Annotated in this window: 18 protein-coding genes; 12 read left to right on the top strand and 6 right to left on the bottom strand. The window is 72.6% G+C overall.

Annotated elements, in window-relative coordinates; all coding sequences use genetic code 11:
- Positions 1-14 precede the first annotated feature (14 nt).
- The gene (locus KBY47_RS26685; protein ID WP_210925194.1) at positions 15-218 is read right to left on the bottom strand and encodes a cold-shock protein; all 204 of its coding nucleotides are present in this window, start codon (positions 216-218) and stop codon (positions 15-17) included.
- 324 nt (positions 219-542) lie between these two features.
- On the opposite strand from KBY47_RS26685, the gene KBY47_RS26680 reads away from it, so the two are divergent.
- The 10 genes from KBY47_RS26680 to KBY47_RS26635 all read left to right on the top strand — a co-directional run bounded on the left by KBY47_RS26680 (position 543) and on the right by KBY47_RS26635 (position 10551).
- Entirely contained in the window at positions 543-1754 is a 1212-nt protein-coding gene (locus tag KBY47_RS26680; protein WP_210925192.1) for a PAS domain S-box protein, read from the top strand.
- Between the two features lie 19 nt (positions 1755-1773).
- Positions 1774-2142: an STAS domain-containing protein gene (locus KBY47_RS26675; RefSeq protein WP_210925264.1), complete on the top strand. Its 369-nt coding sequence runs from the start codon at positions 1774-1776 to the stop codon at positions 2140-2142.
- Positions 2139-2567, top strand: a complete 429-nt coding sequence (locus KBY47_RS26670; protein WP_374103113.1) for an anti-sigma regulatory factor — start codon at positions 2139-2141, stop codon at positions 2565-2567. Before KBY47_RS26675 ends, KBY47_RS26670 begins: the two co-directional genes overlap by 4 nt.
- A 31-nt stretch (positions 2568-2598) precedes the next feature.
- Entirely contained in the window at positions 2599-3609 is a 1011-nt protein-coding gene (locus tag KBY47_RS26665) for a SpoIIE family protein phosphatase (protein WP_210925190.1), read from the top strand.
- Between the two features lie 58 nt (positions 3610-3667).
- Positions 3668-4903: a PAS domain S-box protein gene (locus KBY47_RS36740; RefSeq protein ID WP_247695278.1), complete on the top strand. Its 1236-nt coding sequence runs from the start codon at positions 3668-3670 to the stop codon at positions 4901-4903.
- A 194-nt stretch (positions 4904-5097) separates the two neighbouring features.
- Positions 5098-6504 (top strand): DUF5933 domain-containing protein, encoded by a 1407-nt coding sequence (locus KBY47_RS26655; RefSeq protein ID WP_210925188.1) that lies wholly within the window; start codon positions 5098-5100, stop codon positions 6502-6504.
- A complete protein-coding gene (locus KBY47_RS26650) occupies positions 6501-8213 on the top strand; it encodes a serine/threonine-protein kinase (RefSeq protein WP_210925186.1) in 1713 nt (570 codons plus the stop codon). Before KBY47_RS26655 ends, KBY47_RS26650 begins: the two co-directional genes overlap by 4 nt.
- Complete coding sequence (locus KBY47_RS26645) at positions 8210-8917, top strand: hypothetical protein (RefSeq protein ID WP_210925178.1); 708 nt, start codon at positions 8210-8212, stop codon at positions 8915-8917. Before KBY47_RS26650 ends, KBY47_RS26645 begins: the two co-directional genes overlap by 4 nt.
- Positions 8918-8986: 69 nt before the next feature.
- Positions 8987-9424 carry an NfeD family protein gene (locus KBY47_RS26640; protein ID WP_210925176.1) on the top strand — a complete coding sequence of 146 codons (438 nt, stop codon included), beginning with the start codon at positions 8987-8989 and terminating at the stop codon, positions 9422-9424.
- A gap of 26 nt (positions 9425-9450) precedes the next feature.
- The gene (locus KBY47_RS26635; RefSeq protein ID WP_210925174.1) at positions 9451-10551 is read left to right on the top strand and encodes an SPFH domain-containing protein; all 1101 of its coding nucleotides are present in this window, start codon (positions 9451-9453) and stop codon (positions 10549-10551) included.
- A gap of 24 nt (positions 10552-10575) precedes the next feature.
- Here the strand turns inward: KBY47_RS26635 and KBY47_RS26630 are convergent, their stop codons facing one another.
- On the bottom strand, positions 10576-11637 hold the full coding sequence (locus KBY47_RS26630; RefSeq protein ID WP_210925172.1) for an LUD domain-containing protein: 1062 nt from the start codon (positions 11635-11637) through the stop codon (positions 10576-10578).
- 165 nt (positions 11638-11802) lie between these two features.
- Here KBY47_RS26630 and sigJ point away from each other — a divergent pair, with 165 nt between their 5' ends.
- Positions 11803-12744 carry an RNA polymerase sigma factor SigJ gene (gene sigJ, locus KBY47_RS26625; protein ID WP_210925165.1) on the top strand — a complete coding sequence of 314 codons (942 nt, stop codon included), beginning with the start codon at positions 11803-11805 and terminating at the stop codon, positions 12742-12744.
- Positions 12745-12756: 12 nt separating this feature from the next.
- Here the strand turns inward: sigJ and KBY47_RS26620 are convergent, their stop codons facing one another.
- The 4 genes from KBY47_RS26620 to KBY47_RS26605 all read right to left on the bottom strand — a co-directional run bounded on the left by KBY47_RS26620 (position 12757) and on the right by KBY47_RS26605 (position 16705).
- On the bottom strand, positions 12757-13071 hold the full coding sequence (locus KBY47_RS26620) for an SCO5918 family protein (RefSeq protein WP_210925163.1): 315 nt from the start codon (positions 13069-13071) through the stop codon (positions 12757-12759).
- A gap of 64 nt (positions 13072-13135) precedes the next feature.
- Positions 13136-14602 carry a DEAD/DEAH box helicase gene (locus KBY47_RS26615; protein ID WP_210925161.1) on the bottom strand — a complete coding sequence of 489 codons (1467 nt, stop codon included), beginning with the start codon at positions 14600-14602 and terminating at the stop codon, positions 13136-13138.
- A gap of 192 nt (positions 14603-14794) precedes the next feature.
- Complete coding sequence (locus KBY47_RS26610; RefSeq protein ID WP_210925159.1) at positions 14795-14998, bottom strand: cold-shock protein; 204 nt, start codon at positions 14996-14998, stop codon at positions 14795-14797.
- Positions 14999-15205: 207 nt separating this feature from the next.
- A complete protein-coding gene (locus KBY47_RS26605; protein ID WP_247695277.1) occupies positions 15206-16705 on the bottom strand; it encodes a fused MFS/spermidine synthase in 1500 nt (499 codons plus the stop codon).
- A gap of 226 nt (positions 16706-16931) precedes the next feature.
- Here KBY47_RS26605 and KBY47_RS26600 point away from each other — a divergent pair, with 226 nt between their 5' ends.
- A complete protein-coding gene (locus tag KBY47_RS26600) occupies positions 16932-18974 on the top strand; it encodes a TerD family protein (protein WP_210925155.1) in 2043 nt (680 codons plus the stop codon).
- The last annotated feature ends 24 nt before the right edge of the window (positions 18975-18998 follow it).

Genomic DNA, 18998 nt, shown 5'->3' with positions numbered 1-18998 from the left:
CGCCGATGCGGCGCTCAGGCAGGCAGGATGTTCTCGGCCGTCGGGCCCTTCTGCCCCTGCCCGATGTCGAAGGTCACCTTCTGGCCCTCGTGAAGCTCACGGAAGCCCTGGGTGGCGATGTTGGAGTAGTGGGCGAAGACGTCGGCGCCACCGCCGTCCTGCGCGATGAAGCCGAAGCCCTTTTCCGAGTTGAACCACTTCACGGTGCCGGAAGCCATATTTCTTTCTCCCTCGGGACGCTGTACGAAGCACGCCCTGTGCGCACTCCGGTCGCCGTGATGATCACCCGCCCGAAAACGTCTCGCAACCACAACCGCGACTGATGTCGCCATCGACCGTACCGCGCTTCTCGGGCCATATGCGGGAAGCAATTCCGTAATCACCGCCGTCCGGTGAATCCGCCATTCGAGGAATTCAGACCCACGCCACCGCCCCGGAGCGGCGCGGGCGGCCCGGGTAGCATCGGCGGGCCGGGGAGCTACGGCGTTGCCCGTGGGGCCGCCCGGGGCGGGACGGACTACACAGGCAGGGCGAGCGGGGCCATGACCATGCCGACCGGAGGCGAGCAGGGTTCGCGCGATCTAGAGGCGATGCTGGACGCGATCACCGACCATGCCGTGATCAAGCTGGGGCCCGAGGGCGAGGTGGCCCGCTGGAGCCGCGCCGCCGAGAGGATGACGGGCTACGCCGCGGGTGAGGTCGTCGGGCGGTCGCTGGCGCTGCTGCGGACCGAGGAGGACCGTGCCGCCGGGCTGCCGGAGCAGGAACTGGCGGCGGTGCGGGAGCACGGGCGGCGGGAGTTCCAGGGCTGGTGGGTGCGCAAGAGCGGGGAGCGGTTTCTCGCTCAGGGCAGCCTGACGCCCGTCGAGGACGAGAGCGGCGCCGTCACCGGGTTCGTCGAGGTGCTGCGGGACGCGACGGAGAGCGCGCGGGCCGAGTCGCTGTTCCACGGCCTGCTGGAGTCGGCCCCGGACGCCATGGTCATCGTCGGCCAGGACGGGCGGATCGTGCTGGTCAACCGGCAGGCCGAGGCGCTGTTCGGCTTCGAGCGCGCCGAGTTGGTCGGCCGTGAGATCGAGGTGCTGGTGCCGCCGCGCTACCGCGACCGCCACGTCGGACACCGCAACGGCTTCCTGGGCGCCCCGCAGGTACGCCCGATGGGCGTGGGACTGCAACTGTCCGGTGTACGGCGCAACGGCACCGAGTTCCCCGTCGAGATCAGCCTGAGCCCGCTCGAGACGGCCGAGGGCACGCTGGTCGCGGCGGCGATCCGGGACGTCACCGAGCGCCGTGAGACCGAGCAGCGGCTCCAGCGGCAGCGCGACGAGATCCTGGAGCTGTCGACGCCGGTGATCCAGGTGTGGGACAAGGTGCTCGCCCTGCCGATCATCGGCACCCTCGACACGCTGCGGGCCACCCGGCTCACCGAGGGCCTGCTGGAGAAGATCGCCCAGACGCAGGCCGAGGTCGCCATCCTGGACATCAGCGGGGTGCCCACCATCGACACCCAGGTCGCCCAGCACCTGCTGAAGACGGTGCAGGCGGCGGCGCTGATGGGGACGGTCAGCATCATGAGCGGGGTGCGTCCGGAGACCGCCCAGTCCATGGTCCACCTGGGCATCGACATGGGCCGCCTGCGCTCCCGCAACACCCTCCAGGACGCCCTCCAGCTGGCGCTCGCGGTGCTGGCCGAACGGGCCGGGACCGCCGAGACCGCCGCCCGCGCGCTGACCCGGGGAGGCCACGGTGCATGAGGAGGACGTCGTCCCGGTCATGCGGATCGGCGACACCCTGCTGGTGGCGTTGCAGGGCGACCTGGACGACACCACGGTGGTCCAGATCGAGGAACAGCTCACCCGTGAGGTCGCCCGCACCGGCGCGTCCGGGATGCTCATCGACGTCAGCAGGCTGAGCCTGGTCGACTCGTTCATCGCCCGGGTGCTGGCGAGGATCGTCGCGATGGTCCGGCTGCTGGGCGCCCAGGCGGCGATCGTCGGCATCCAGCCCGCGGTCGCCATCACGCTCGTGGAACTGGGTGTTCCGATGGGACACCTGGACACCGCGCTCAACGCCGAGCAGGGCCTGGCGCTGCTCCAGCGGCTGCGGCGCGCGGACACCGGCCCGGACCGGGACCGCCTGTGACGACCGACGCCGCGACGGAACGGGTGCCGGAAGTCTTCGACGTCGCCCACGAGGCCGACCTGATCCGGGTCCGCAAGGTGCTGCGCGCCGAGGCGCAGGCGGCGGGCCTCAACCTGGTCGACGCCACCAAGCTGATCACCGCGGGCAGCGAGCTGGCCCGCAACATCCTCAACTACGCCACCGGCGGGCGGGGCCGGGTCGGGGTCGAGCAGGTGTACCAGGAGGGCCGCCGGGGCGTGCGGGTCACGTTCGCCGACGACGGGCCGGGCATCGCCGACATCGACGCGGCGATGACCGACGGCTTCAGCACCAAGGGCAGCATGGGCCTCGGCCTGCCGGGCTCACGGCGGCTGGTGGACGACCTGACCCTGACCTCCGCCGCCGGGTCCGGCACGACCGTGGTGATCGTGAAGTGGCAGCGGTGACGCGTACGAAGAGGGCCGCGGAGGCGCGGCGATGAGCGAGCGCGAGCACCGCCTCCACATCGTCGTGGCCGAGGAGGACGTCGGCGCCCTGCGCCGGGCCGTGGCCCGGATGTCCGCCGGGCGGCCGGGACTGCGCCCGGGCGTCGCCGAACTCGTGGCCACCGAACTGGGCACCAACCTGGTACGGCACGCCCGCCCCGGCGGCGGCCACGTGCTGGCCCGCGCCACCGGCGACGGCATCGAGCTGATCTCCGTCGACCGCGGCCCGGGGATGTCGTACGCCGACCTGCCGCGGGCCGTCGCGGCGCCCCCGTACCGCGGCGGGGGCCTCAACGCGGGCCTGGGCGTCGTCCGCTCGAACTCCGCGGAGTTCGACTGCTACTCCACCCGCGGCGGCACGGTCGTCTACGCCCGGCTCGGCGCCGACGCGCCCGCCGGGGGCAGTGGGTGGCGCTGCGGCGGCGTCAACGTCCCCCTCGGCGGGGACGGCGAGTCCGGGGACGCCTGGGCGGTCGCCCCGGACCGGCGGCTGGCCGCCCTCGTCGTGGACGGCCTCGGGCACGGACCGGCGGCCTCCCTGGCCTCCCGCGCCGCGGTCGCCGCGTTCGACGACGGCCCGGTCACCGACCTCGGCGGCCTCGTGAAGCACGCCCATGAGGCGATGCGGGGGACGCGCGGCGGTGTCCTCGGCGTCTGCCTGATCGACCCGGGCAGCGGCGAGTTCACGTACGCGGCCGTGGGCAACATCACCGGCCGTGTCCTCACCGGCGGCCGTACGGCCCACCACCTGCTGGACCGCCCCGGCACCCTCGGCACCCACCTCCCCGTGCCCAGCACCCGCCTTCAGCAGGGCCGTTGGGAGCCGGGGTCGGTGCTCGTGCTGACCTCCGACGGGATCCGCTCCGGCTGGAACCTGGACGACCACCCCCGCGTGCTGGAACACCACCCGGCGATCGTGGCCGCGGTCGTGCACCGGGACTTCGCCAGGCCCACCGACGACGCCACCGTGCTCGTGGTCCGCGCGAGCGGCGGCGTGCCATGATGGGCCGGGGCATATGCACCGGGCAGACGACGCAGAGGATCACGAAGGACGGTCGGCCATGGGGGAGCTGAGCGACCTTCGTCCCGGTGACGCGGCCAGCGCCGACGCCGCCGAGGTCGCGGCCACGGTGGACACCGCAGCCGCCGCTGACGCCGAGGCCGCCGCTGACGCCGCAGCCGACGCCGCGGAGCTGGTCGCCGAGCTGCGTCAGGAGCTGGAGGACACCAACCGAGGCCTGATCGCCCTGCACACCGAGCTGGAGGCCGCCCAGCGCGCCGCCGCCCGGCTGGCGGCGATCGTGACCTCCTCCGACGACGCGATCCTCTCCGTCGACCCGGTGCCCGAGCACCGCATCCAGACCTGGAACCCGGGCGCGGGACGCCTGTTCGGCCACCCGGAGCGGGAGATCGTCGGCAGCCCCGTCGACACCCTGCTGTCCGACGCCGCGCGCGCCGCGTTCCGTACGGCGCTGGAGGAGATCCGCGCCCACGGCCACGCGGAGCCCCACCAGACCCGGTGGCTCCGCGCGGACGGCACCGAGGTCGACGTCGCCGTCACCGTCTCCGCCATGCGCGACGCCGACGGCGCGCTGATCGGGTTCTCCACGGTGGCGCGGGACATCACCCAGCAGCTCGCCGCGCAGGCGGAGCTGGCCGCCGCCCGCACCGAGCGTGAGGTGCAGGGGGACCGGGACCGCATCGCCCGTGACATGCACGACCTCGTCATCCAGCGGCTGTTCGCCGGTGCCCTGACGCTCCAGTCGGCGCTCAACCGGGTCGGCGACCGGCCGCAGGTGGCCGACCGGGTGCAGCGGGTCGTGGACGACCTGGACGACACCATCAAGGTCATCCGCTCCACCATCTACGCCCTGCGCGAGCAGCGGCAGGGGCCCGGCGGCGGCGGTCTGCGGGCGCGGGTGGTGGCGGTCACCGACCGGGCCGCCGAGATCCTCGGCTGCACGCCCGCGCTGCGGATGACCGGCCTGCTCGACACCGAGGTGCCCGCCGAGCACGCCGAGCACCTGCTGGCCGTGCTCGGCGAGGCCCTGTCCAACGCCGCCAAGCACGCCCACGCCACCGCCGTCGACATCACCGTCGAGGTGACCGGTACGTCGTTGCGGCTGCGCGTCAGCGACAACGGCCGCGGCATCGACCCGGCCGTCACCCGCCGCAGCGGGCTGGCCAACCTGCGCTCCCGCGCCGAGGAACTGGGCGGCACCTTCACCGTCGCCGCGAACCACCCCGCGGGTGCCGTCCTCGACTGGAGCATCCCGCTGCCGGGCGCCGGAGCCTGATCACCGGTACCGCCCGGCCGGAACGCGCACCGCGCACTTTCCGTCTTGCTGTCGGCAGACGCGGCCCCAGACGCGAGAACATCGAGCAGAGCTGAAACACATTGAGACACGCACCATCGCGGGACTCCGGACGAAGACCGCGAATACGAACACCGCGGACGCCACGAATAACGCGCAGGGCCCGAATATGGGTCGTGGCCGCCGCCGTGACCCTCGGTTTCCTGATCGCGCTGGAGTTCACCGCCCGCCACCACGGCACACCGGGCCCGCTCACCAACCAGCTGCGGGAGCTGGTGCACGCCCCCAAGTCGGGCGGCCTGCTCTACGCCGCCATGGCGCTGACGATGGTGGTGCTCCCCTGGCGGCAACGCCTCGTCGCCGTGGGCGCGGCGATCGGCATCGACGTCGCCTTCGTGGCCGCCCGCTGGGCCCTGGACGTCGAACCGGACGGCGGCCACCCGTTCGGCAACGGCGCCCTGTGGGTGATCGTCGGCTGCGGGTTCGTCGCCGTCACGCGCCGCACCGGCCCCGAGCGGGTCCTGCTGCTGAAGGGCGTGGGGCTGGGACTGCTGCTGGTGGCCGGGCGCAAGACCGGCGACACCTGGCTGCTCATCACCTCCAAGACCCGCCCGGCCGTCCTCGACCAGTACGTGGCGACGGCCGACCAGGCCCTGGGCAACCCGTCGTGGCTGGTGGGCCGGATCGTGACGGCCACCGGACCCGTCGGCTTCAACTTCCTCGACTTCGTCTACGGGCAGCTCGCGGTGGCCGCGGTCATCGCCGCGCTCTACCAGCTGCGCCACGTGGCGGCCGAGCGCCGCTTCCCCCGCCACCACCTGGTGCGCACCTTCCTGGTGATCGGCCTCGTCGGGCCCGCCTTCTACATGGTCTTCCCGGTCGTCGGACCGGTCTTCGCCTACGGCACCGGCACCGAACACTGGGCGGACATCAGCCTGTGGGCGCCGGACATGCCGCCCAGCGCGCAGTGGGCGGTGGCCGACCTGTGGCCGCGGACGCCGCCGCCGATCAGCGTTCCGCACCCGATGTCCTTCGACGAGATCACGCCACGGAACTGCATGCCCAGCCTGCACACGGCATGGGCCACCGCGATCTTCGTCCACACCCGCAAGGGCCCGCGGACGCTGCGCCACGCGGGCACGTTCTGGCTGGTCGCCACGCTCTGCGCGACCCTGGGCTTCGGCTACCACTACGGCGCGGACCTCATCGCCGGCGTGGTGTTCACCCTCACCATCGAGGCGGCCCTGCGCTCGTACGACCGCGGCTGGGACCGCTCCGGGCTCCGGCTGGTGGCGTACGGCGCCTCGGTCTTCACCGCGCTGCTGGTGTCGTACCGCTGGCTGCCCTCGCCGATGGCCCAGTACCCCTGGCTGGCGGGGCCGCTGCTGCTCCTGGCCCTGGTGTCGGTGATCTACGGCTATGTCCGGACGACCGCCGCGTGGTCGCGCGAGACCGGACCGCCGCGGGACCCGGACCCCGGGGCGCAACCGCGGTGGCCGGAATCGTGTCTCTCAACGCGCGGCCCGGTGGCTTCGCCAGGGGGTGGGGCTCCGATCGGCGCGGCGGCTTGGGGGATGGAATGAACGCATGGGCGGTACCCGGATACGCCGAGTCACTCGAACTCGGATCGGGGGCGAGCGGACGGGTCGTCCTCGCCGTGCACGAGGAGACCGACGTCCCCGTGGCGGTGAAGTACCTCAGCGAGTCCCTGCGCACCCGGCCGGGTTTCGTCCACGGCTTCCGGGCCGAGGCGCGCCTGCTCGGCGGTCTCGACAGCCCGTACGTCGCCAGGCTGTTCGAGTACGTGGAGAGCACGCACGGCGCCGCCATCGTGATGGAGCTGGTCGACGGCGTGTCGCTGCGGGCCCTGCTCAGGCAGGAGGGCCCGCTCGACCCCGAGGCCGCGCTGGTCGTGCTCAAGGGCTCCCTGCTCGGGCTGGCCGACGCGCACCGCATAGGTGTCGTCCACCGCGACTACAAGCCGGAGAACGTCCTGGTCGTCCCGGACGGGTCGTCCCGGCTCGTCGACTTCGGGATCGCGGTGGACGTCGGCACCAGCGCCACCGTGGCGGGCACCCCCTCCTACATGGCCCCCGAGCAGTGGACGGGCGCGCCCGCCTCGCCCGCCGCCGACGTGTACGCGGCCACGGCCACCTTCTTCGAGTGCCTGACGGGCCGCAAGCCGTACGCGGGCGACAACCTCGCGGAACTCGCGCTCCAGCACGTCGACGCGCCCGTCCCCGCCGAGGAGGTCCCCGAGCCGGTACGGGAACTGGTGCGCCGCGGGCTGGCCAAGGACCCGGCGCTGCGGCCCGCGCGGGCGGCGGAGTTCGTCAGGGACCTGGAGGCGGCGGCCGGTGCCGCCTACGGACCCGACTGGGAGGAACGCGGCCGCGGCCGGCTCGCCGCGCTGGTGGCGCTGCTGCCGCTGCTGCTGCCCTCGGCGCGCGGCGGCCCCCGCACCACCACGGCCACCGCGCGCACGGTCCTGACCCAGCCGCACCCGGGCGGGGCCGGGTCGTGGCTGCCCGGCCGTCCCGGCATGCTCGTCTCCGGCGCCGCCGTGCTCCTCGGCCTTCTGCTCACCTACGGACTCCAGTACACGCCGGGGGCCGCAGCCCAGCAGGCGGTGCGGGCCGAGGCCACCACCATCGCCGACCCCGTCGGCGCGCCCGGCCCGGCCCCGTCGGCGTCCTTGTCCCCCTCGCCCGGTACGTCCTCGTCCCCCTCCCCCGGCGCCTCGCCGTCGGGCTCGGCGACCACCGGCCCGGGGGACCCCCTGGACCCGGGTGCGACGACAGCGCCCGGGGACGGCCCCGCGGCGCCGACGCCCGGCTCCCCGACCTCGCCCGCGGGCGGCGCCGACCCCGCCGACCCGGCGGGCCCCACCGGTCCGGCCGGTCCGGCCGGACCTTCCGACCCCGCAGGCCCCCCAGACCCCGGAGACCCCGCTCCTCCCGCCGCGCCCGCCATCAAGGACGTCGCGGTGTCGACGTTCCAGCAGACGGGTTCCTGGACCGCCACGGCGACCCTCACCGTCACCACGGACGGCACCGGACCCTTCTCCCTCACCGTCTCGTGGTTCACCGGCGACTCGGCGGGCCAGCCCGGCACCCCCGACGGCGGGTCCCAGACCTTCGAGCGCAGCGGCGCCACCCAGTACACGCTCACCGTCGACCACGCCTTCCAGAACCTCGGCTGCTACTGGACGGTGCAGGCCACGACCGCCCCGGCCGCCGCCGACGGCGGCGCCTCGCAGCAGCTTCTGACCAGGCGGTGCGACCTCCGATGACCGCCAGAGGCGACGACCGCCGCCCCACGGGCCCCGAGGCCGACGAGCCCACCCAGGCGCTCACCCCCGCCGCCCCGCCCGACGCCGAGTACAGCGCCACCGTGCTGGCCACCCACTGGGTCCAGGGCCCCGTACCGGACGACACCCTCGTGGCGGACCCCGGCACGGGGGCGGCGGGGCCCGCACCGGAGACACTCCCCGACCGCACCGACGGCACGGTGCTGCGCTTCGGCCCCGGCGTCACCGCCGCCGACGCGCACCGCACCCACCCCACGCTGCCCGTCGTGGCACCGCCGCCGCCCGCGCCCCGGCGCCGACGGCTGCGACGGCACACCCTGCCCGCGCTGGTGCTGCTCTGCGTGCTCGCGTTCCTCGCCTGGCAGCGCCTCGGGCCGTCCGTCGAGGTGCGCGACGTGACCGTCACGGCCCGGCCGACGGCGCTGGAGTGCGACGGCACCGCGGACATCGTCGCCCTCGTCACCACCAACGGCCGTCCGGGCAAGCTCACCTACCGCTGGGTCCGCAGCGACGGCACCGCCTCGGGCGTACTGAGCGAGGTGCTGGTCCGGGGCCAGCGGCAGGCCCGTATCCACCTGCTGTGGACCTTCGAGGGCGAGGGCCACCACACGGCACGGGCCGACCTGCGCATCCTCTCCCCGGCTCCCCGCACCGCCACCACCCACCTGACGTACGACTGTGCCTGACGCGTGTCTGTCTGCCCGGCGTGCCGGAAGGTAACTTGGAGGGGAAGGCCCCTGAAGGAGGGCGATCCGATGCCGTGGTTCATCTGGCTGCTCGCCGCCGCGGCACTGGGTGCCGCCGAGTTCTTCACCCTGACCCTGGTCTTCGGGCTGCTGGCGGGTGCCGCGCTGGTCGCCGCCGTGGTCGCCGGGGTCGGGATCGGCCTTCTCGGCCAGCTCGTGGCGCTCGGGCTCGCGGCGGTGGCGGGCCTCGTCGTCGTACGGCCCATCGCACTGCGCGCCATGGAACAGCAACCCCTCGTACGCGAGGGCAGTGACGCGCTGATCGGCAAGCGGGCGGAGGTCATGGAGGAGGTCACCGCCACCCGTGGCCTGATCAAGCTCTCCGGTGAGGAGTGGTCGGCGCGCGCCCTCGACGAAAGCCTGGTGATCCCGGTGGGAACGCTGGTGGACGTCATGGAGATCGACGGCGCCACGGCCGTCGTCTACCCCCGCGAACTCCTGCCGTGAACCGCTGAACACGCAACGGAGGCACTGTGGACCCGGTTGTCATTCTCATCCTCGTGGCGGCCATCGTCGCCGTCTTCCTCGTGGCCTCCACGGTGCGGATCGTCCCGCAGGCGCGCCGCTACAACATCGAGCGGTTCGGCCGGTACCGCCGGACCCTGCAACCCGGTCTGAACCTGGTCCTGCCGGTCGCCGACCGCATCAACACCAAACTCGACGTGCGCGAGCAGGTCTACTCGTCCGACCCCAGGCCGGTGATCACCGAGGACAACCTCGTGGTGAACATCGACACGGTGCTCTACTACCAGATCACCGACCCGAGGGCGGCGGCGTACGAGGTCGCCGACTACCTCCAGGCGATCGACCAGCTCACCGTGACCACCCTGCGCAACGTCATCGGCTCCATGGACCTGGAGGAGACCCTCACCTCGCGCGAGGAGATCAACTCCCGGCTGCGCGCCGTCCTCGACGACGCCACCGGCAAGTGGGGCATCCGGGTCAACCGCGTGGAGATCAAGGCCATCGACCCGCCGGCCACCATCAAGGAGGCGATGGAGAAGCAGATGCGCGCCGAGCGGGACAAGCGCGCCGCGATCCTGCACGCCGAGGGCGAACGGCAGGCCAAGATCCTCACCGCGGAGGGCACCAAGCAGAAGGACATCCTGGAGGCGCAGGGCACCCAGCAGGCCATGATCCTCAGGGCGGACGGCGAGGCCAAGGCGGTGGAACTGGTCTTCCAGGCCGTCCACCGCAACAACGCCGACGCGAAGGTCCTCGCCTACAAGTACCTGGAGACGCTCCCGCACCTGGCGGGCAGCGACAACAACACCTTCTGGGTGATCCCGGGCGAGCTGACCGAGGCGATCCGCACCGTCACCAGCGCCTTCGGGGACCAGTCCACGGCCAAGCCCGCCCAGCCCGAGCAGGAGACCCCCACCACCGCCGCCGACACGCCGGGCCAGCTCCAGATCCCCCAGCTCGCCGCCGCCTCCGCGATCTCCCTGGACGCTGCCACCGCCACCGACGAGGCCGAGAAACAGGCCGCCGCCGCGGTGAGCGACGCCAAGGCGGAGGCCGAGGCCGCGAAGTCCCCGCAGGCGACGCAACGGGGGCGCGCGTCCGGGGAGTGAGCCGCGCCCGTACCCCGGCCGTCCTCAGAAGCCGACGGCCTCCCGCAGCAACAGGACCGTGCCGCGCCCGGGACGCGGCTCGGCGTTGAGGACGAGCAGCCGGTTGACGGCGCTCGGCCGCCCGTACGCCGCCAGGGCGCGCTCGTTCTCCAGCGGGAGGGCGTGCTCCTCGACCCGGCGCAGCGCGGTCGCCAGGTCGGGCACCACCTTCTGCGCCCCGACGACCCAGATCGCCCGCGCGGCGCCCCCTGCGGAGGCGGGCAGCTGGCTGCCGCTGCCGGAGGCGATGACGAGCGAGCCGGTCTCGGTGACGGCCGCGACGCTGGCGACGAGGACGTCGGGGGCGGCCGTCATCCGGCGGATGCGGTCCGACTCGGTGGCGCGGTCCATCGCCAGCACGCGCGGCCGTACGGCCTCGTAGCGCCCGCCCGCCTCGATGTCCTCCGTGACACCGGAGAGCCGGAGTGTCTCGCTGGCCCCGGTGAACACGCTCGCGCCCTCCGGGACCAGCTCCCTGACACGGGCGCGGGCCGCCGCGGCGTCGGGCAGCAGCTCGGCGCCGAAGCCGCCCGCGCGCAGCGCCGCGACCGTCCGCTCCAGGCGCTCGCCGGACACCGGGGCGGCGAAGTCGTGGGCGCCGTCCTCGGCACCGGGCGCCGAACCCGCCAACGGGGTGGTGTCGAGGTACCTGACCTCGTAGACCCGCTCCGCGAACCGCCAGCCCTCCTCGGGCGTACGCCGGTACACGTCGTGGTAGACGGCGTAGTTCTGCCCCGAGCGGCCGTCCCGCAGCCGCATGATCTCCTGCATGTAGGTGCGGCCGGTGGCGGTGTCGCCGTCGATCCGGACCGTGCCCGGGTGGCTGTTCTGCACGAAGAAGTCCCACTGGCTCTGGAGGCGCTCACCCCCCGTCCTGATCTCCTCCCGGCCGACGAACTCGACCGGGACGTTGGGCATGCGCAGCACGCCGTCGGGGGTGAACAGCGCGGCGAGGCGGGCGCGGTCGCGCATCATCACCGTGTCGGTGAACTCGCCGCGCAGCGCCTCGATCTCGACGCGGTCGGCGATCTCCTGGAAGTCGTTCATACGGAGCTTCCTGTCCTGTGGATGGTGTCGCTCGTTCTGACTACCCCGACAACGCGGCCCCCGGAATGTGAGGCGACCGGCGGCCTCACATTCCGGGGCCCTGATCTGTCGTAGCTGTCGTACGGGCGAGGCACGGGAACGAGGACGAGAGGCGGGAGGCGCCGTATGACGAGTCCGTCGGAAGGGTCAGCAGCACGGCGGGACCCCGCGCTGGCCGTGATCATGAGCGAGCGGCGGCAACTGCTCAATCTGGCCTACCGGCTGCTCGGGTCCCTGGCCGACGCCGAGGACGTCGTCCAGGAGACCTACACCCGCTGGTACGCGATGACCCGGGCGCAGCGGGACGCCATCGAGTCCCCGGGCGCCTGGCTGACCAGGGTGGCCGGCCGCATCTGCCTGAACCTGCTCGGCTCGGCACGCGCACGGCGCGAGGCCTACGTCGGCGCGTGGATCCCGGAGCCGGTGCCCGACCCCACCGAGTGGGCCGCCGGGGCGGCGGGCGGACCCGGCGTGGACCCGGCCGACCGGATCACCCTGGACGAGTCGGTGACCATGGCCTTCCTGGTCGTGGTCGAGTCGATGACCCCGGCCGAGCGCGTCGCGTTCGTCCTGCACGACGTCTTCCGCTACCCGTTCGCCGAGGTCGCCGAGATCGTCGGCCGCAGCCCCGCCGCCTGCCGCCAACTGGCGTGCTCCGCCCGCCGCCGGGTCACCGCGGCGCGCGCCGAGACCAGCCCGGACGTGACCCGGCAGGCGGGTGTCGTCCGCCGTTTCAAGGCGGCGTGGGAGGCGAAGGACATCGAGGCCCTCATCGCCCTGCTCGACCCCGACGCCACCGCGGTCTCCGACGGCGGCGGCCGTGCCGTCGCCCATCCGCTGCCGATCGAGGGGGCGGAGCGGATCGCCCACCTCTATCTGACGATCGCCCGCCTCGCACCGCCCCGGAGGTATCTCGAACGCACGGTCAACGGACTGCCGGGCCTGGTGGTCGAGTCCGACGGCCGGATCGAGACGGTGTTCGCCTTCCGGGTCGCCGACGACGACCGCATCACGCACATCTGGGCGGTACGCAACCCGGACAAGCTGCGCTCCTGGGAGCTGACCTGAGCCCTTCGGGGCTCACACGTCCCGGGGCGCGGGGCTGCCGAGCACGTCCCAGGCGGCCTGGAGCGGGGTCGGGGCGGGCACGGGCGCGGCCTCGGGGTGGGCGTGGCAGGTGAAGCCGAGGCGGACCAGGGCCCGGGTGACCTCACCGCTGGTGAAGTCACGGCGGTCCTGGCGGGTGATCACCTGGCCCACCTGCTTGACCGGGTACCGGCGGCGGCCGATGGTCACGGACTCAGCCGTGATGGGCTCGGGAGTGACGCCCTTCATCGAGGCCAGCACTCCGTTCTTGGTCAGTTCGAACGGGTAGCGGGCGATGACACAGCGCATGATGCCTCACAGGTGAGCGGGGAGGGGGAGAAGGGGGACGGGGAGGACAGGGCGACCTCGACGGTCATGTCGACGCGGACTGGCGCCGTCTGCCGCGACGTGACGCCTCGTTCCCCGATCGTCCCCCACCTCGGCCGCGGCGGCCGGTCGACGCGGAGGAGGCGGCGCGGCGGGGACGCTCCGGCTCGGGCACGGTGATGACGACGGGCACACCGGAAGGCGTCCGCGCCCCGGTGATGCGGTTCAGCTCCGTCTCACCCGACCGTACGGCGGTGATCGTCGGGGTGACGCCCGCCGAGGCCATCAGCCGTGCCATGTCGCGGCGCTGGTCGGGGGTGACGAGGGTGACCACGCTGCCGGACTCGCCCGCGCGGGCCGTGCGGCCGCCGCGGTGCAGATAGTCCTTGGGGTCGGTGGGCGGATCGACGTTGACGACCAGGTCGAGATCGTCCACATGGATGCCCCGGGCCGCGACGTTGGTCGCCACCAGGGCCGTCACATGCCCGCTCTTGAACTGGCCGAGGGTCCTGGTGCGCTGCGGCTGGGACTTGCCGCCGTGCAGTGCGGCGGCGCGCACCCCGCTCTTCAGCAGGTGCTTGGTGAGCCGGTCCACCGCGTGCTTGGTGTCCAGGAACATGATCACCCGGCCGTCCCGTGCCGCGATCTCGGTGGTCGTCCGCTGCTTGTCGGTGTCGGGGACGTGGAGCACGTGGTGCTCCATCGTGTCGACCGCGCCGGCGGACGGATCCACCGAGTGGACGGCCGGGGTGGTCAGATAGCGGCGGACCAGCCGGTCGACGTTGCGGTCCAGGGTCGCCGAGAAGAGCATCCGCTGACCGTCGGCGCGCACCTGGTCCAGGAGCGCCGTGACCTGGGGCATGAAGCCCATGTCGGTCATCTGGTCGGCCTCGTCGAGGACGGTGACGGCGACGTCGTCCAGCCGGCAGTCGCCACGGCCGACCAGGTCCTTGAGCCGCCCGGGCGTCGCCACGACGATCTCCGCGCCGGCCCGCAGCGCACCGGCCTGACGGCCGATCGACATCCCCCCGACGACGGTGGCCATCCGCAGCCGCACGGCACGGGCGTACGGGGTGAGCGCGTCGGTGACCTGCTGGGCCAGCTCGCGGGTGGGTACCAGGACCAGGGCCAGCGGCCGCCCCGGTTCTGCGCGCTGACCGGCGGTGCGGGCCAGCACCGCGAGGCCGAAGGCGAGGGTCTTGCCGGAACCGGTGCGTCCCCGGCCGAGTACGTCATGACCGGCCAGGGCGTGCGGGAGGGTGGCCGCCTGGATCGGGAACGGCACGGTGACGCCCTGCTGGCCCAGCGCGGCCAGCAGCGCCGTCGGCAGCTCCAGCTCGGAGAAGGACTCCACGGCGGGCAGTGCGGGTCTCGTCGTGGCGGGCAGCGCGAATTCGCCCTGGGGTGCGGTCTGGGGACGCCCGGGGGCCTTGGAGCGCCGACGGGCGCCCGACCGGCTGGCGGTGGACGCCCCGGAACGATCGTGGGTGCGGTATCTGGGTGCTCGGCCCATGCGGAACCTTCTGGCTTTCCTTGATGCGGCACGTGTCAAGGAATTCGCGCGGCAGGGAGCGGGCGCGGATAATCACCAGAACGAGCCGGAGATAAGAGGAGCGGGAGGAATGAACGCTCTCCCGAAAAAGCGAGCTGGGGCCCGCACCCCAAGGTGCGGGCCCCAGCTGCGAAGTATGCGTCAGTGCAGTGCTCAGACGGGCACGATGTTCTCGGCCGTCGGGCCCTTCTGGCCCTGACCGATGTCGAACGACACCTTCTGGCCCTCCTGAAGCTCACGGAAGCCCTGGGTGGCGATGTTCGAGTAGTGGGCGAAGACGTCGGCGCCGCCGCCGTCCTGCTCGATGAACCCGAAGCCCTTTTCCGAGTTGAACCACTTCACGGTGCCGGTAGCCATTTTTTCTCCTTGCGGGGAACGGTTTTCGGAGTTCGCACTGCGCGCCTCCGGTCGCCGTGATGATCACCCCGTCGGAAAACGATATGGCAACCACAACTGCAACTGACGTCGACAGTACCACGCTGTCATCGCCCCTGCGTCGCGGATTTTTCCGCCTTCCCCTCGGGGCCGGGAAATATTCCTCACCCGTACGACAGAATTTTCGGGTCACCGGCTGCGCTGTGTGTTCGAGGGCTGGAGGAGCTGGTCGACGGGCGCGTGGTCGTCGGTGAGGTGCCGGGCGTCACCCACCCAGGAGGCGAGGCGGTCACCGCTGGAGATCCCCCAGCCGGTCTTCCGGGCGCCCAGCGCCTCCCGGGTCGCCCGCACGTCGAGGGGCCGGTCGGAGGCGACCACGACCAGGTTGCCGCCCTCGCCGCCGGTGCCCGGGCCGAGGCCGATGTCGGCGGGCTCCCCGACGACGGCCACGTGCGGGAAGACCTCGCGGAGGGTGGCGACCTCGGCCCGGACGAAGGCCAGCTCACCGTGGTCGATGAGATTGGCGACGTACAGACCGTCCGCGTCGAGCACCCGCCGTACGTCCCTCAGCGCCTCCACGGTCGTGAGGTGCCACGGCACGCTGACGCCGCCGAAGGCGTCACCGACGACGAGATCACGGCTGCCGGCGTCCAGCCGCCGCAGCCCGAGCCTGCCGTCCTCGGCGCGTACGTCGACCCCGGTGGGCGATCCCACCCCGAGGCGGTCGCGATTGACGCGCACGATGCCGCTGTCGATCTCGGACACGAGGCTGCGCGTCCCGGGCCGGGTGGCCGCGAGGTAACGGGGGAAGGTCAGCCCGCCGCCGCCCAGGTGGTAGGCGGCGAGCGGCTCCCCCTCGGTGAACGCGGCGTCGACCACGGCCGCGACGGCCCGCACGTACGTGAACTCCAGGAACGTGGGGTCGTCCACATCGACGTAGGAGTGCCGGAGCCCGTCCAGCACGAGCGTGCGGCCACCGTCCCGGTCCGGGTCCGCGACCACCCGCACACAGTGGTACTTGGTCTCCGCGTCACACCCACCGGGCGCGACGCCGGCACCGAGCCCGCCCGCGACCACCACGAGCGCGAGCGCGGGCGCCCCGCTCCACCCGCGCCGTCGCCACTCGACGCACGCCGAGCCGACCACCAGCAGCGCCCCGAGCCCGATCAGTATCCCGCTCACCGGTAACCGCGACACGAGCACGAAGCCGGTGACCACGGTGCCGACGATGGCCCCCGCGGTCCCCACCCCCGACAGCCGCCCGACGACCGTCCCCGTCTCGGCGAGGCTGGTCAGCCGCAACTTCGTGACGATCGGCGTCACCGCGGACAGCAGCGCCCCCGGCACGAGAATGGTCGCCGCCGCGACCAGCAACAGCACCGGCGCCGCCCACTCCGCGGCCGTACGCAACACAGCGGGCGTCAGCGCGACCACGGCCCCCGACACCCCGAGCGCGGGCCCCAACAACCGTCGCGGATCCACCTGGTCGGCGATCCACCCACCCATCCAGGACCCCATCGCGATCGCGGTCAACGCGATCCCGATCACCAGCGTGCTGGTCTCCAACGTGAGCCCCAGGTACGGAGCCAGCAACCGCAGCGCCACGATCTCGACGACGAGCACGGCGGCCGACGCCCCAAACACCAGCACGACAGCGGCACGGGCCCCCAGCCCACGACCACCGGGCATGCCCTCACCAACAGACGAGCAAGACGATCCGGACACGCCGGCCATCCTCGCACGCGGCTTGTCGGCACGGGGGATTGACGGTTTCCGGCAGGACGCCCCGAGGTGTGCCCGTCTGGTACTAAAGTGCCGCCGAGCAATGAGTGTGCGGCACGTCACACTTGGTTGACCGACGGGCCACGGGGGTGGCCATGCAGGTAGGACGTGTCGCTGATCGGGGTGGGGGGTTATGTACGAGTTGATCAAGGGTGCCAACGTAGGTCTGGCGGCCCTCAGCGAAAGCGTCGACTCCGTGATCGCGAGTCTGGACTGGAGCAGCCCGACGGGTGAGGGCGACGCGGACGTCTCCGTTCTGCTGCTGGACGCGAACGGCAAGGTGCGCAGCGACGCCGACTTCTACTTCTACAACAACCCGGTGGCGGCGGACGGAAGCGTGCAGCTCCTGGGCAAGGCGCCGACGGGGGGCGGCAACAAGGACCGGATCAGCTTCGACCTGACGGCGGTTCCGGTCGACGTCGACCGGATCGTGCTCGCCGCGAGCCGGTACGACGGAGCCCACTTCGGGGAGCTGGACGACCTCCAGCTGACGCTGGCCGACGGCTCCGGTGAGAACCTGCTCCGGTTCGCGATCGAGGATGCCGGTCCGGTGAGCGCGTTCATCTTCGGTGAGCTGTACCGCCGGGGCGGAGAGTGGAAGCTACGGGCCGTCGGACAGGGCTACGAGGCCGGACTGGCCGGTCTGGCCACGGACTTCGGCGTCGACATCGAGGACGACGCCGCCGCCGAGGAGTCCGCGGACGGGGCAGCGCACGACGAGGAGGCGGACGCGACGGCTCCCGTCCCCGCTCCCGCCACCGATCGGGCACCGGAAGCGACCCTGGAGGCCATCCCGGCGCCCCGGCAGCCCGACGAGGACGCCGGGTCGAGGAAGCCGGCCGCGCGGCCCCGCACGGCCAAGAAGAAGATCACCCTGCCCAAGGTGGTCAAGAAGTCCCTGGCGGAGAACGAGTCCTGGAAGGAGGCGAAACTCTTCCCGGTCTCCGCGCTCAAGAGCGACCGGGACCGTGAGATGCGCGCCACCTCGGTGCTGCTGTCGGTGATGGCGCAGATTCCCGAGTTCGGCCGGAGGCTCACGGCCGCCTTCGGAGCGCCCGCGGGCCGCATGGAGACGTTCACCGAGGTCTCCTTGCCGCACGGCGACAGCCCACGACGCCCCGACGGGGTGATCCGCGTCGAGCGGGCCGGGAAGCTGTGGACGGCACTGGTCGAGACGAAGACCAACGGGAACTCCCTCAAGGCCGAACAGGTGCAGGCGTACATGGACATCGCCGCCCGCCGGGGCTACGAGGCCGTCATCACCTTGTCGAACGACGTCGCGCTGGAAGGCAGCCCGCTGGTCGACGTCAGGATCGACAAGCGGCGCAAGCACAAGGTGGCCCTCTGGCACCTGTCCTGGGCGGAAGTGGCCCACCAGGCCCAGATGCTGATCCGGCACGAGGGCGTGGGCAACATGGCGCACGCCTGGCTGCTCCAGGAGCTGTTGCACTACCTCCAGCACGACAACTCCGGGTGCCACGGCTTCCAGAACATGGGCGTGGCCTGGGTCCCGGTACGCAACGGGATCGACGACGAGACCCTGTGCCAGGGAGACCCACGGGCCATGGAGGTGGTGGAGAGCTGGGAGCGCCTGATCCGTCAGGTCTGTCTCAGGCTCGGGGGCGAACTCGGTCAGAAGGTGCTGCCCGTCCAGCGCTCGAGGCGCGGAACCGACCCCGGAGCCCGCCGTACCCACCTGGCCGACCAACTGTGTCTGGAGGGAAGGCTCCAGGCCGAGCTGCGCATCGAGGGCACGCCCGGCGTCCTCGCGATCACCGCGGATCTGCGTACGGGCAAACTCCGCACCTCCATCGAGATCCCTGCCCCCGAACAGGGCTATCCCCTCACCTGGGCGAAGCGCCTTGTCAGACGCCTCGCTGAGGCGCCCGCCGACCTCCACATCGAGACGCTGGTGGAAGGCGAGGCGGGAGGCCCACGGGGCACCCTGGAACGCCTGCGCCCGGAGCCCGCTGACCTGCTCCCCAAGAACGGCACGCAGATCACCGGCTTCCGGCTGTCCCTCTTCAAGGGCATGGGCAGCGGGCGGGGCAACGCCGAGACCGGCTTCATCCGCAGCGTCGACGACTCCGTACACCGGTTCTACGCCACCGTGGTGGCCCATCTGGACCGTCCGGCGCCTCGACGGACGGTGTCCGCGGAACGGGCTGCGGGCTGAGGGACGGGGTTCGTGTTCCCCGGG

The organism is Streptomyces sp. B93 (assembly GCF_018070565.1).
GTDB lineage: Bacteria > Actinomycetota > Actinomycetes > Streptomycetales > Streptomycetaceae > Streptomyces.
Note: the sequence above shows the minus strand (reverse complement) of the source record. Positions and strands in the feature narration are given on the sequence as shown.

Bases quoted from the DNA above. Each gene is read 5' to 3' on its own strand.
- KBY47_RS26615 (WP_210925161.1), bottom strand. From the start codon at position 14,602: ATGGGCCGAGCACCCAGATACCGCACCCACGATCGTTCCGGGGCGTCC.
- KBY47_RS26600 (WP_210925155.1), top strand. From the start codon at position 16,932: ATGTACGAGTTGATCAAGGGTGCCAACGTAGGTCTGGCGGCCCTCAGC.
- sigJ (WP_210925165.1), top strand. From the start codon at position 11,803: ATGACGAGTCCGTCGGAAGGGTCAGCAGCACGGCGGGACCCCGCGCTG.
- KBY47_RS26640 (WP_210925176.1), top strand. From the start codon at position 8,987: ATGCCGTGGTTCATCTGGCTGCTCGCCGCCGCGGCACTGGGTGCCGCC.
- KBY47_RS26650 (WP_210925186.1), top strand. From the start codon at position 6,501: ATGAACGCATGGGCGGTACCCGGATACGCCGAGTCACTCGAACTCGGA.
- KBY47_RS26620 (WP_210925163.1), bottom strand. From the start codon at position 13,071: ATGCGCTGTGTCATCGCCCGCTACCCGTTCGAACTGACCAAGAACGGA.
- KBY47_RS26680 (WP_210925192.1), top strand. From the start codon at position 543: ATGACCATGCCGACCGGAGGCGAGCAGGGTTCGCGCGATCTAGAGGCG.
- KBY47_RS26665 (WP_210925190.1), top strand. From the start codon at position 2,599: ATGAGCGAGCGCGAGCACCGCCTCCACATCGTCGTGGCCGAGGAGGAC.
- KBY47_RS26610 (WP_210925159.1), bottom strand. From the start codon at position 14,998: ATGGCTACCGGCACCGTGAAGTGGTTCAACTCGGAAAAGGGCTTCGGG.
- KBY47_RS26685 (WP_210925194.1), bottom strand. From the start codon at position 218: ATGGCTTCCGGCACCGTGAAGTGGTTCAACTCGGAAAAGGGCTTCGGC.
- KBY47_RS26675 (WP_210925264.1), top strand. From the start codon at position 1,774: ATGCGGATCGGCGACACCCTGCTGGTGGCGTTGCAGGGCGACCTGGAC.
- KBY47_RS26645 (WP_210925178.1), top strand. From the start codon at position 8,210: ATGACCGCCAGAGGCGACGACCGCCGCCCCACGGGCCCCGAGGCCGAC.
- KBY47_RS26605 (WP_247695277.1), bottom strand. From the start codon at position 16,705: ATGCCCGGTGGTCGTGGGCTGGGGGCCCGTGCCGCTGTCGTGCTGGTG.
- KBY47_RS26630 (WP_210925172.1), bottom strand. From the start codon at position 11,637: ATGAACGACTTCCAGGAGATCGCCGACCGCGTCGAGATCGAGGCGCTG.
- KBY47_RS36740 (WP_247695278.1), top strand. From the start codon at position 3,668: ATGGGGGAGCTGAGCGACCTTCGTCCCGGTGACGCGGCCAGCGCCGAC.